The sequence below is a fragment of the Bradyrhizobium sp. BLXBL-03 genome (assembly GCF_051853015.1).
GTDB classification, from domain to species: domain Bacteria; phylum Pseudomonadota; class Alphaproteobacteria; order Rhizobiales; family Xanthobacteraceae; genus Bradyrhizobium; species Bradyrhizobium manausense.
In genome coordinates, this window is sequence record NZ_CP182470.1 from 6,032,544 (window position 1) to 6,044,601 (window position 12,058).

A 12,058-nucleotide genomic window follows, 5' to 3' on the forward strand; every position below is an offset into this window, starting at 1 on the left:
CCGAAACGCTGTTAACCCTTGCGCTGGGCGACGATGAACAGGCGCCGGAACGGGAAGAGCGTCTGCCCCGCCGCATTCCTGGGATAGGCTTTCGCGACCCGCATCCCATAGGCGGCCTCGAACGCGGCCTTCTCGTCGCCCTCGAGCACGTCGAGATACCGCGTCAGCCAGGTGCCCTTGGTCCATTCCTTCACGGGATTTTCGCCCTCGAGGACCTGGAGATATTCGGTCTCCCAGATGTCGATGTTCTGCGACAGCGGCGCGAGCACATCATGATAGAAGGCCGGCCCCTCAACCGGCGGCGGCGTCACGAGATGCTCGACCTTGGACCGCCAGGGCCCGTCCATCGCGGTTTCGCCGATCAGGACATGCGACGGCGCCAGGAAGTTGCGCGGCATCTGCACCGCAAGCATGCCGCCGGGCGCGACCTTCTCCATGACGGAGGGGAAGAGTGCCGCATGATTGGGCAGCCAGTGCAGTGCGGCATTGGAATAGACCACGTCATATTGCTTCGCGGGCCGCCAATGGCCGAGGTCTTCATGCGACCATTCCACGTCGGGCGCGGCCTTGCGCCCCGCAGCGACCATCTCGGCCGAACCCTCGACGCCGGTCACCGCGGCGGATGGCCAGCGCTCCTTGATCAGCTTGGTGACATTGCCGGCGCCGGCGCCGAGGTCAGCAACCGTGCGCGGGCCGACATCGGGAATGCGCATCAACAGGTCGACCGCGGGCCGGAGCCGGTGGCCGGAGAACTTCAGATATTGCTGCGGATCCCAGACCATGGCTCAAGCCTTTTCTTTTTGGTGTTTCCTTCGAGATCGCCCTTGGTTACCACTGCTCGTCCCGCCCAGGCAATTCGGTAAGCGGCGCGGGATCGGCAGGAAACGAAAGCAAAAAGCAAGACCCCATCAAGAGAGCGAGTAACCATGGACCTCGGGCTGAAATCGAAAACCGCTGTCGTCACCGGAGCCAGCATCGGCATCGGCCGCGCCATCGCCAAGGGCCTCGCCGCCGAAGGCGTGCGCGTCGTCGGCGTGGCGCGCCGCACCGACCTGCTCGCCAAGCTCGCAAGGGAGGTCGGCTCCGGCCTGATCACGCCGTTCGAGCAGGACATCATGGCCAAGGACGCGGCCGAAAGGATTTCAGCCTTCGCGCTGAAGGAGCTCGGCCCTGTCGACATCCTGATCAACAATGCCGGCGGCAGCCGTCCCCTCCCGGTCGACGCGCCCGACAGCAAATGGGACGAGGCGATCGCGCTCAACTTCACCAGCTACCGCCGCATCGCGCATGCGCTGCTGCCGCAGATGATCGAACGCAAATGGGGCCGCATCGTCAACATTACCGGCAAGTCCGAGCCGGAAGGCCTCAACGCCGCCTTCGCGGCGAAAGCCGCCGTTCACGCCTGGGCCAAGGGCCTGTCGCGCGAAATCGGCGAGCACGGCATCACCATCAACTGCATCCCGCCCGGCCGCATCATGAGCGAGCAGATCCGCCGCAACTATCCGCCTGAGTATCGCGAGCGTTTTGCCGAGGAAGAGATCCCGGTCGGCTATTGGGGCGAGCCGGAAGACCTCGCCGCACTCGCGGTGTTCCTGGCCTCGCCGGTGGCGCGCTACATCACCGGAACGGTGATCCCGGTGGATGGGGGATTGAGACGGTATCAGTTTTGACTTCTCTCCCTCTCCCCGCTTGCGGGGAGAGGCAAGGTCACCCCGCGCTCTCTCAATAACAGGGTGGATACGGATAATATCCGCAGGCCCTGCGGTAGCCGTACGCACCGTAAGCCCCGGCAGCTCCAACCGCCGCCGCGCCGTAATAGGCGCGCCGATGCACTCTGCGGTTCACGCCCGCGACGCTCATCGGCGTCAGCGGCCGGCCCACTCTCGCTTCAGCGCGGTCGAGTGATACGGATGGAAGTGTTGAGGACGAAGTGTGGACCGACAATGGTGCGGCGGTTGACAGGGCCACTGCCACCACCAGCCCAAGACGCCTGACGTTGAAGATCATGTTGTTTCCTCCCGTGCGAACGCTGACCCGCTCAACGTGACCCTCCCCACGGCTCGACCTTTGATCAGGGTCAACACCAGGCACAAATGTGAGGCAGAGGTACTGACGTGCCTCCGATCGGGCCACGGCCTCCCCGGGGGCGAACGAGTCCGTCACTTGCCTTCGCGTTGCAAGGAAGCCGCGTTCTACACGATCGCAAAGTTCGATGCGTGCAATTGGCTGATCGCGGCGTCGACGAAATCGATCGACCCCGCATCGGGACCACTGCCTAGCGCAAGCACCGTCCCGCCATGGCCATCGCTCCTGAGCGCGCTCATGATGTCGGCGACGGAGTGATAATTGCCTGCACCGTTTGCAAGATCGATGAGACCAAGCGGGTCATGACCAAAGCCGGAAATCGTATCGATCTGGTTGCCGGAATTGACAGTGACGGTCAAACCCGTGCTGTGATCAACGATGTCGACATGGGCCGGGCCATTGATGATCGCCTGACTGCCGAACCCGACAAAGTTGAACTGATCCGAACCGCCATTGGCTGTGATGACGTCCTGACCAATTTGGTTCGTCACATCTGCTGTGGATCCGTTGAGCGTCACGTGATTGGCGACCCCGCCGAGCGTGATGGGATCGTGGCCCGGCCGGCAACGACGCTATCCAATCCGTTGCCGGCTATGATCGTGTTCGTTCCGGAACCGACGCTGATCTGGTTGACCATCCCGCCGAGGTCGACGGTGTTAACCGGATGCCGGCCCGTCGATCGTCGTCGGACCGGTCTGATGCGTGTCCGCCGTCAGCAAGATGTTTTGCACCGAACTCTTGAACGGATGCTCGCGCGCCGAAGGCGCGGAGGCGGGTGGTCGATGATGATGTGCTGGTCGGCCGCGATGGAATCAACCTTCGCGGCTCGTCGCTCCCAGCGCATCGCGACGCCACGCGCCCGGGCTGACGCCTGTTATCGCCGAGAAGACCCGCGTGAAGTGGCTCTGGTTGGCAAAGCCGGCCGAAATCGCGACCTCGGACAGCGACACGCCGTGGGCGCTCATCAAACGTTTGGCGGTCCTCACGCGATGATGCAGAAGCCAGCGATAGGGCGGCAAGCCGGTCGAGGCACGAAACGCACGCGAGAAATGACTGGCCGAGAGGCCGAGCTCGGCCGCAATGGCCTGCAACGGCAGCTTGCCGCCGAGATCCGCTTCGAGCTTGTCGCAAGCGCGCGCCAGCTGCCACGGCGCAAGCGCACCTCTGCCGGTCTCGGCCGTCTGCCGAAAACCTCCATAGGCCTGCGCGACATGGGCGGCGAGCGCCAGCATCATGTGATCGGTGAAGAGCTGATTGGCCTCATCGGGCCGGCGCAGGCCCTCGCGCAAGGACGCGCCAATATGACGGACGATGGCGTCATCATGCCCGACAGGGCGGCAATCGAGCGCATCGATGCGCCGCGCTCCCGACTGATCGGCGAGGCTATCGAGCGCCGAATGCGGCACATAGAAATGGAGAGAGTGGAACGGCTTGTCGATCACATAACGCGGGTCGGCCTTGAGATCGTACAGATAGGTCGTGCCGGCATGGACATCCGTCTTCTTGAGGTGACGTCCCTGCTCCCAGATCTGGCACGCGGGATAGTCGCGCAGCTTCAGGCTGACGAGATAGGCATCTTCCAGAGCGAACGAACCGGAAAGACCCGGCACGGGATGGTGGTTGCGCGTTTCGGTGACGGCGATCTCGGTGCCGCGCAGCGAACGGCTCAGCAGCGAGGGCGGAGCTTGCTCGAGGCGAAGGAACTCTCCGAACCGTTCGCCGTAAGCGCCTGTCCTGGTCATAGCCCGTTTCTTCCGTGAAGGGTCGCGCAGGCCACTGCATCCTGCCATCTCGCACACGGTGTATCGGCCATTCACCGATCGCTGTCCACGACTTGCCGATGTCGCACTCGGCGGGGCCTGCCGCGCAGGCCCGGCCCCGCCACGGCGAGATTTGGCAATGATTTCAGAACGATCAGGTGAGGGCCGGTAGGACTCGGGGCCGTCGTCGACCGCAACGAGGGGATCACGACTTTTCACAAACGCACGCAAGCTGTGAGCGCAACGGGTCCGCGGAGCAGGATCAGGCAAGGCAGGGCAGTATCAGGAAAGACGTGGATTTTCGCGCCGCCTAGAACCCGCAAATCAACGGTGCCGGAGTTGCGACGGAACGTCCTCGACCACCGGTCCATCCGTTGAACAGAGATCAGCAGACATACCGTACGGCCCCCTCATGCGGCGGCTGACGGCATGATCACGACGTCGCGCATGCAGCGATGCGCCCCCACGCGAGTCAAACTCCATGAGCAACGCCAGCTTGCGCGAATCGTCGAACGAAATGCCCGCCGCGTCCCAAGACCGGCCCCAAGACCAGCCCCAAGACCGGCCCCAAGACCAGCCGAAAGACCGGCGCGAGCTCGCTCCGGGCGGCGACCGGCCGGCTGCCGAAGCCGAGATGGCCCGCGTGCTCGGAACAGTGCCTTTTCGCATGGCATTGGATGCATCCGGTGCCGGGATTGCGCACTGGAAGCACGAGCCGTTGCACGACGTCGTGGAACCCATGAACCACCACGTCATCATGGCTTACAACGGCTCGGTCCAGCGTATGGAGCGTCGTTCCGGACGATCCATCGCGATCGGGACGTTTCGTCCGGGCGTCGTGATCATCATTCCGGAAGGATCGAGCTCCCGGTGGGACATCCCAAAACCGGTCGACGTCCTCCAGCTCTATCTTCCGCAGACAACGCTGAGGCGTGTTGCGGACGAAGCCGAAGCCGGCTCTACGGCCGAACTTCTCGAGCGAACCGCTCATCCCGATCCCGTGACATCCCGTCTGCTCCTGAGTGCAGCAGACGTGCTGGAGGGCAACGAGGCTCTGGACACCCTGTTCAGGCAGCAGCTCATGGATCTGCTGGCCACGCGCCTTCTTGCCGCGCACACCGGCTCACCGAACGTGATCACGCCGGCCAGAGGCGGACTGGCGCCGAAGACGCTGCTCCGCGCGATCGAACGCCTGCGCTCGGACAGCGATGCCGACGTGTCGCTCGCGGCTCTTGCCGCCGAGGCCGGCCTGTCGCGCTTTCACTTCTGCCGCGCATTCAAGGACAGCACCGGACTTTCTCCTCATGCCTGGCTGCGCCAGCACCGGCTTGAGCAGGCCATGAACATGCTGCGCGACACCGACACGCCTGTCGTCTCGATCGCAGCCGCGCTCGGCTACTCCTCGCAGACCGCCTTCGCCGCGGCGTTTCGAAAACTGACCGGAGAATCGCCGAGCGATTGGCGGCGGCGCGTGCGCTAGCAGCAATCGCGCTGCAATCACGTCAATCGCGCTGGGGCATCGGCACGTGCGGCACGCTAGGAATCGCAGCGCCCCCACTCCTGAAACGGAAACTGCAAATGGCCTTGATCAGCTCTGTCAGCCAGCTCGCGAGTACCTCGCGACGAAGCATTCTCGCAACGACGCTCATGTATGCGGCGTCGATGACCCTGCGCTCCACCTCGGCAGCAGGCGGCGATATGAAAACAGCCGCCCTCTCGACCGGGAGATACGACGCCGCGACCTACGTCACCACCAGCGACGGCGTCAACATCTTCTACAAGGACTGGGGACCGAGGTCGGCGCAGCCGCTCGTCTTCCATCACGGCTGGCCGCTCAGCGCCGACGACTGGGATGCCCAGATGCTGTTCTTCCTCGGCAAGGGCTTTCGCGTGATCGCGCATGATCGCCGCGGCCATGGCCGCTCGAGCCAGATCAGCGACGGCCACGACATGGACCACTATGCCGCCGACGTCGCGGCGCTCGCCGAACATCTCGATCTTCGCAACGCGGTTCATATCGGCCACTCCACGGGCGGCGGCGAGGCCACGCGCTACGTCGCGCGTCATGGCCGGGACCGCGTGGCCAAGCTGGCGCTGATCGGCGCGGTGCCGCCGCTGATGCTCAAGACCGAGGCAAATCAAGGTGGCTTGCCGCTCGAGGTGTTCGACGGCTTGCGGCGGCAGCTCGCCGCCAACAGGTCGCAGTTCTACCTCGAATTCGCAAGCGGGCCGTTCTACGGCTACAATCGCCCAGGCGCAGAGCCCTCCCAGGCGGCGATCTGGAATTGGTGGCGTCAAGGCATGATGGGCAGCAGCAAGGCCCATCACGACGGCATCAAGGCTTTCTCCGAGACCGACTTCAGCCAGGACCTGCGAAGCATCACGGTGCCGACGCTGGTCCTGCACGGCGGCGACGACCAGATCGTTCCCGTTGCCGACTCGGCGCCGCTGTCGGCCCGGCTTCTGAAGCACAGCACCCTGAAGATCTACGACCTGCTGCCGCACGGCCTCTGCACGACGCATCCCGACATCGTCAACGCCGATCTGCTCAGGTTCGTGACGGCCTGAAGCATGATCCGGAAAAGTGCGAAGCGGTTTTCCCTCGCGACATCAGCGGAACGCGTTTGCGCGGAGATCACGCGTAAACAACAACCTCGCTCCATTGCAATCATCTCAACCAAGGAACATCAGACATGCGCATCGTCATCATCGGCGCCGGCTTCGCCGGCATGTATGCCGCCCTATCCGCCGCCCGCCTGCGCGAGATCCAGGGCGTTTCGCCCGACAAGCTCGAGATCGCACTGGTCGCGCCCGAGCCGACGCTGGTGGTTCGGCCGCGGCTCTACGAACCGAAACCCGAAACCTTGACGGCGCCGCTGGAGGGCGTGCTGAAGGCGATCGACGTCGTCTATGTCAGGGGCCATGCCGAGGCGATCGATACTGCGGCGAAGGTCGTCGAGATCGCTGTCGCGCAAGGCACGAAGAGGAAGCTGTCCTATGACCGGCTGGTGATCGCCACCGGCAGCCGGCTGTTCCGGCCGAACGTTCCGGGCCTGGCCGAGCACGGCTTCAGCGTCGACCAGCTTGACGACGCCATCGCGCTCGACCGCCATCTGCACGGCCTGTCGAACCGTCCCGCCTCGAAGGCACGCAATACCGTTGTCGCCGCAGGCGGCGGATTCACCGGCATCGAGGCCGCAACCGAGGTGCCATCGCGCCTGCGCAGGATTCTCGGCAACGATGCGGAGTTGCGCGTGGTCATTGTCGACCGCAACCAGGCGATCGCGCCCGACATGGGCCCGGGCCCCCGTCCGATCATCGAGGAGGCGCTCGGCAAGCTCGGCGTCGAAACCAGGCTCGGTGCCGGCGTTACCTCGCTCGACAAATCAGGCGTCACGCTTTCCAGCGGCGAACATATCGCATCCGAAACCGTGATCTGGGCTGCCGGCATCCGCGCAGCTCCCTTGACGACGCAGATCCCGGCCGAGCGCGACCAGTTCGGCCGGCTGCTGGTCGACCGTGACCTACGCGTTCCGAAGGTCGATGGCGTCTTCGCCACCGGCGATGCCGCACGGGCTGCGTGTGACGACGTCGGCAATTACGCGCTGATGTCGTGCCAGCATGCGACGCGGATGGGCGCCTTCGCCGGCAACAATGCTGCTGCCGAGTTGCTGGGCGTTGCGACCAGGCCTTATCACCAGAAGGCCTATGTCACCTGCCTCGACCTCGGCGAGGCCGGCGCGCTGTTCACCCGCGGCTGGGAACGCACGGTCGAGATGGTCGGCGATGTCGCCAAGAAGACCAAGCAGGAAATCAACACCGTCTGGATCTACCCGCCGAAAGCCGAGCGCGCCGCCGCCCTCGCCTCGGCCGACCCCGAGCGCGTCACCGCTCTCTGAACAACTCGCCATCAGCGACCTTCAACAGGAGACCAACATGAATCTGCACAACGCTTCCCTGAAATCGAAACCCGAAGAGCTCGTCCCGTCGCGCTATGCGGTCCGTATCGGCGAGATCGACGTCCTGGTCGTCAGCGACGGCGTGCTGCCGTTGCCGACCACCATGCTGGCGCACAACGCCGATCCGGCAAGCCGGGCAAGCTGGCTCAAGGACATGTTCCTGCCGCCGGACGCGTTCGACTGGGCCCTCAACGCAGTGATGGTGCGAAGCGGCGACAAGACCATCCTCATCGACGCCGGGCTGGGCTCGGACCCGAATTTGCACTTGCCGCGGGCCGGTCAGTTGATCAAACGGCTCGAATCCGCCGGGATCGATCTCGCATCCGTGACCGACCTGGTGCTGACCCACCTGCACATGGACCATGTCGGCGGCCTCCTGGTCGACGGCGTGAAGGATCGGCTGCGCAAGGACCTGCGCATCCACGTCGCGGCAGCCGAGCTCAAATTCTGGGAAGCGCCCGACTTCACCCACACCAACATGCCGCAGGGATTCCCGGATGCGCTTCGGGCCGCTGCCCGGCAGTTCGTGAAGATGTACGGCAGCCAGATACGCCCGTTCGATGCGCAGCACGAGGTTGCACCCGGTGTCATCGTTCGCCGCACCGGCGGCCATACACCCGGACACAGCGTGGTTCGTGTGGCGTCCGGCGGGGACGCATTGACATTCGCCGGCGACGCCGTGTTTGCCGTCGGGTTCGACCAGCCCGAATGGCACAACGGCTTCGAGCACGATCCCGAAGAGGCGGCGCGCGTTCGCGTCCGCCTCTTGCGCGACCTTGCAGAAAGCGGCGAGCTGCTGGTGGCCACGCATATGCCGTTCCCATCAGTCGGCCATGTCGCAATCGCCGGCGATGCCTTCCGCTGGGTGCCGGTGTTCTGGGATTACTGATCGCTCCTGCAAGGGCAACCTGGCGCGCGCTCATGAGCAAGCGCGCGCGAAACGGGCTTTGCTGCATCCTCTCCGACCGTATGTTGCAGCCAAGCCTGACGCCGGGGGAGGTTTGTCGGAAATTCGCCCGCTCCGCGGTCACACGCAATTCCTACCTCCAATCCCAAGGGGAGATGCAAAGCTTAGGTCCCGCCCAAGGCCAGGGATTCAGTGTTCTTCACGTGATCGCCGACGAGGTGATCGAATAAGGACAGTGGCGCGGCTTTTTCCATAGTAGCGAATGTCCTATTGGCCCATCGCCGCCGCATCCCACGGCCGAGGATATGTCAGCTGTCAGGAGCACCCGAGGCGGACGAAGGCTGCTAGCTATTCGAGCCAGATTGTAGCTGCTCAGCATACACTTGGAATTTGGTCGTACCATCCGAGGCTGATATGCCCCAAGGGGTCTCAGTGGTGATGTCAACGATTTCGCGCCCAGCACCGTCGGAGCGGACATCCGTTGATCTGAGTCAAATACGGCACCGGGTTAATGACCATCATTTCTTAGGCCGGCCATTCAGACAACCACGTTAGTGGGTTGGTCTACACAGGTTCGAAGCAAACATGCCCCGACCTGTGTCCAGGACCGATGCGACGGCCGGGATTGCAGGGAAGGAGTAAATCATGAATCGGGTGCTAGTCGCGTTCTCATCAGCACTCTTGCTGAGTGCAGCGCTCGTCGCGCCGGCGGCGGCCCAGCAGGCTGCGGCAACCATCACGGAGCAGGAGGCGATCGCTATTGCCGCCGACAGCTATATCTATTTCTACCCGCTGATATCCATGGACGTGACTCGAAAGCAGCTCGTCAACTCGGAGCCTGGCACCGGTATCGGCGGCCCGATGAACGCATTCGTCAACATCCCGGCATTTCCGCCCGCGGAGATGAAAGCAGTTGTCCGGCCGAATTTCGACACACTCTACTCTTCCGCCTGGCTCGATCTCACCACAGAACCATTGGTGCTCTCGGTGCCTGACACTGGCGGGCGCTACTATCTGATGCCCATGCTGGATATGTGGACCGACGTTTTCGCATCGCCCGGCTGGCGCACCACGGGCACGCAAGCGGGAAATTTTCTCATCACGCCGCCGGGTTGGAGCGGCACGATTCCAGCCGGCATGACACGGATCGGAGCGCCAACGCCTTACGTTTGGATCATTGGTCGCACCAAGACCGATGGTCCGCCCGACTACGAGGCGGTGCGACGGATTCAGGCGAACTACAAGATAACGCCCCTGTCCGGATGGGGGCAGGCCCTCAAGCCAGTCCAGCAGATCATTGACCGGAGCGTCGATGTGAAGACTCCGCCAAAGACTCAGGTCGACACCATGAGCGGGGAAAAATACTTTGCCTATGCGGCCGAACTTCTCAAGCTGCATCCCCCGCACGCCACCGATCAGCCGATCATCGCACAGATGAGACGGATCGGCATCGAGCCGGGCAAGACCTTTGATTTCACCGGCCTTGCACCTGCGGTCAGGAAAGCCGTCGAACTTGCGCCGGAGACCGCACAGAAGTTGATGGCCTGGAAAGTGCCAACACTCGCCCGCGTTGCGAATTATTGGTCGATGAATACCGACACGATGGGTGTCTACGGAAATTATTACCTTAAGCGCGCGATCGTCGCCCAAGTAGGTCTTGGGGCGAATCTGCCCGAAGATGCCATCTACCCGCTCAATCTCGGCGATGAAACCGGCAAACCGCTCGACGGGTCGAGCAAATACACAATCACCTTCGAGAAGGGCGCGACGCCGCCGACACAGGCATTCTGGTCAATCACGCTGTATGATTCAGAGGGATTTCAGGTCGCAAACGCGCTCAACCGCTTTGCTGTGAGCAGCTGGATGCCGTTCAAGGTCGACACGGATGGCTCTTTGACGCTCTACTTTCAAAACGAGAGCCCAGGCAAGGACAAGGAGGCCAACTGGCTGCCTGCTCCGAAGGGGCCTTTCAACCTCACCATGCGGGTTTACGGCCCAAAGTCTGAGGTGTTGACCGGACGCTGGATTCCGCCGGTTGTCTCGCGGGTACAACCAACAGTCGGACTTGGCGCGCAATAGCAGGTTTGACTGCTATTGGCCCGAGGCTGGCAACCTCCTTTGCTGTCCAAGCGTCCGCCAATGAGGGTGGAGCAGAAGCAGCGGCCGCTTCGTTTCAATCGGGAAGCGTTGTGAAGCCTGGAGCTGCTCGCGTCCGGGAACGATCTGAATTCGACCGGATTGGTTCGACCATGACAGACCCACTTCGATCGATCGGTTCTGGAGCCGGACCAAAACTCAACCAACGCAGTTTCAGCTCGCCTCGTCAGACAACGCACTACATCGAAAGCGGGCCGGACGACGGACCGTTGATGATCTTCGCCCATGGCTGGCCGAGCATCGGTCTGATGTGGCGCGCTCAGATCGATGCATTTGCCACCGACGGTTGGCATTGCGTCGCGCCCGATCTGCGCGGCTATGGCGACTCTTCTAAGCCTGCGGACAATGATGCCTACACCATCGAGGACGTCGTGGCTGACATGGCGGAGCTCCACGACCACCTTGGCGGCAAGCCTGCGATCTGGATTGGCCACGACTGGGGCTGTGTCGTGGTTGGCGAGCTGGCCGCGCATGAGCCGAGGCGCAGCCGGGGCGTCGTGCTGACCTCGCTCGCGTATCAACCCGACGGGCACGCCCTGCGCACGATCGTCCCACTTGTCGACCGAACGATTTACCCGGCTGACCAATATCCGGACGGCCAATGGGACTACTACCGTTACTACACGACGCACTTCGAGGCGGCCGTCGCCGACCTCGATGCAAACCTCGCAGCGTCACTGGCGTCGATCTTTCGGCCGGGCGACCCCGCTGCGACAGGCAAGCCTTCGCCGAACGCAACGGTTACGCGCAACGGAGGGCGCTTTGGCGCCGCACACCGCGCCCCGCCGACCGAACCTGATCCGGCTCTTTGGCCGCCGGGGGACTTCGACGTGCTGGTGCAGTCGTTTGGGGCTCACGGCTTCCGTCCATCCTGTGCGTGGTACCTGAACGACGATGCCAACATCGCCTACGCGCGCAAGGCACCCGATGGCGGCCGCCTGTCGCACCCGGTGTTGTTCGTCAACGGCGACTTTGATCAAATCTGCAGCATCACCGGAAATCACCAAGGTGACCCGATGCGCGCGGCCTGCCCAGACCTTACTATAATGAACTTGCCCGCCGGGCATTGGCTGCCGCTGGAACGCAAGGCAGAACTCATCGGGGCCATCCGCAGCTGGCTTCAGTGTAAAAAGCTTTGATGGCGGCTGTCGTGCCGGTGTTTTGCCCGACGTGTCAACGTCGACGCGATT

The 12,058-nt window shown here is 63.3% G+C and carries 10 protein-coding genes; 7 read left to right on the forward strand and 3 right to left on the reverse strand.

Going from position 1 to position 12,058, the window contains the following annotated elements; genetic code table 11:
- Window positions 1–11: 11 nt before the first annotated feature.
- The gene (locus ACNJX9_RS28855) at window positions 12–782 is read right to left on the reverse strand and encodes a methyltransferase domain-containing protein (RefSeq protein WP_057753409.1); all 771 of its coding nucleotides are present in this window, start codon (window positions 780–782) and stop codon (window positions 12–14) included.
- A gap of 144 nt (window positions 783–926) precedes the next feature.
- Between ACNJX9_RS28855 and ACNJX9_RS28860 the strand changes: the two genes are divergently transcribed.
- Window positions 927–1,670: an SDR family NAD(P)-dependent oxidoreductase gene (locus tag ACNJX9_RS28860; RefSeq protein WP_439405377.1), complete on the forward strand. Its 744-nt coding sequence runs from the start codon at window positions 927–929 to the stop codon at window positions 1,668–1,670.
- Window positions 1,671–2,192: 522 nt separating this feature from the next.
- Here ACNJX9_RS28860 and ACNJX9_RS28865 read toward each other — a convergent pair.
- A complete protein-coding gene (locus ACNJX9_RS28865; RefSeq protein ID WP_439405379.1) occupies window positions 2,193–2,603 on the reverse strand; it encodes a hypothetical protein in 411 nt (136 codons plus the stop codon).
- Window positions 2,604–2,897: 294 nt separating this feature from the next.
- Window positions 2,898–3,827 carry a helix-turn-helix domain-containing protein gene (locus tag ACNJX9_RS28870; protein WP_439405380.1) on the reverse strand — a complete coding sequence of 310 codons (930 nt, stop codon included), beginning with the start codon at window positions 3,825–3,827 and terminating at the stop codon, window positions 2,898–2,900.
- A gap of 499 nt (window positions 3,828–4,326) precedes the next feature.
- On the opposite strand from ACNJX9_RS28870, the gene ACNJX9_RS28875 reads away from it, so the two are divergent.
- The 6 genes from ACNJX9_RS28875 (at window position 4,327) to ACNJX9_RS28900 (ending at window position 12,007) form a co-directional block, all read left to right on the forward strand.
- Window positions 4,327–5,325 (forward strand): helix-turn-helix transcriptional regulator, encoded by a 999-nt coding sequence (locus tag ACNJX9_RS28875; protein WP_439405381.1) that lies wholly within the window; start codon window positions 4,327–4,329, stop codon window positions 5,323–5,325.
- A 218-nt stretch (window positions 5,326–5,543) separates the two neighbouring features.
- On the forward strand, window positions 5,544–6,413 hold the full coding sequence (locus ACNJX9_RS28880) for an alpha/beta fold hydrolase (RefSeq protein WP_439405383.1): 870 nt from the start codon (window positions 5,544–5,546) through the stop codon (window positions 6,411–6,413).
- A gap of 125 nt (window positions 6,414–6,538) precedes the next feature.
- Window positions 6,539–7,744, forward strand: a complete 1,206-nt coding sequence (locus ACNJX9_RS28885) for an NAD(P)/FAD-dependent oxidoreductase (RefSeq protein WP_439405384.1) — start codon at window positions 6,539–6,541, stop codon at window positions 7,742–7,744.
- A 37-nt stretch (window positions 7,745–7,781) separates the two neighbouring features.
- Window positions 7,782–8,693 carry an MBL fold metallo-hydrolase gene (locus ACNJX9_RS28890; RefSeq protein WP_057753418.1) on the forward strand — a complete coding sequence of 304 codons (912 nt, stop codon included), beginning with the start codon at window positions 7,782–7,784 and terminating at the stop codon, window positions 8,691–8,693.
- A 663-nt stretch (window positions 8,694–9,356) separates the two neighbouring features.
- Complete coding sequence (locus ACNJX9_RS28895) at window positions 9,357–10,790, forward strand: DUF1254 domain-containing protein (RefSeq protein ID WP_439405386.1); 1,434 nt, start codon at window positions 9,357–9,359, stop codon at window positions 10,788–10,790.
- Window positions 10,791–10,960: 170 nt separating this feature from the next.
- Complete coding sequence (locus tag ACNJX9_RS28900) at window positions 10,961–12,007, forward strand: alpha/beta fold hydrolase (protein WP_439405388.1); 1,047 nt, start codon at window positions 10,961–10,963, stop codon at window positions 12,005–12,007.
- The last annotated feature ends 51 nt before the right edge of the window (window positions 12,008–12,058 follow it).

What these genes read in the sequence shown, in the direction of transcription:
- ACNJX9_RS28885 (WP_439405384.1), top strand. Translation starts at nt 6,539, where the DNA reads ATGCGCATCGTCATCATCGGCGCCGGCTTCGCCGGCATGTATGCCGCC.
- ACNJX9_RS28855 (WP_057753409.1), bottom strand. Translation starts at nt 782, where the DNA reads ATGGTCTGGGATCCGCAGCAATATCTGAAGTTCTCCGGCCACCGGCTC.
- ACNJX9_RS28880 (WP_439405383.1), top strand. Translation starts at nt 5,544, where the DNA reads ATGAAAACAGCCGCCCTCTCGACCGGGAGATACGACGCCGCGACCTAC.
- ACNJX9_RS28895 (WP_439405386.1), top strand. Translation starts at nt 9,357, where the DNA reads ATGAATCGGGTGCTAGTCGCGTTCTCATCAGCACTCTTGCTGAGTGCA.
- ACNJX9_RS28875 (WP_439405381.1), top strand. Translation starts at nt 4,327, where the DNA reads ATGAGCAACGCCAGCTTGCGCGAATCGTCGAACGAAATGCCCGCCGCG.
- ACNJX9_RS28860 (WP_439405377.1), top strand. Translation starts at nt 927, where the DNA reads ATGGACCTCGGGCTGAAATCGAAAACCGCTGTCGTCACCGGAGCCAGC.
- ACNJX9_RS28900 (WP_439405388.1), top strand. Translation starts at nt 10,961, where the DNA reads ATGACAGACCCACTTCGATCGATCGGTTCTGGAGCCGGACCAAAACTC.
- ACNJX9_RS28870 (WP_439405380.1), bottom strand. Translation starts at nt 3,827, where the DNA reads ATGACCAGGACAGGCGCTTACGGCGAACGGTTCGGAGAGTTCCTTCGC.
- ACNJX9_RS28890 (WP_057753418.1), top strand. Translation starts at nt 7,782, where the DNA reads ATGAATCTGCACAACGCTTCCCTGAAATCGAAACCCGAAGAGCTCGTC.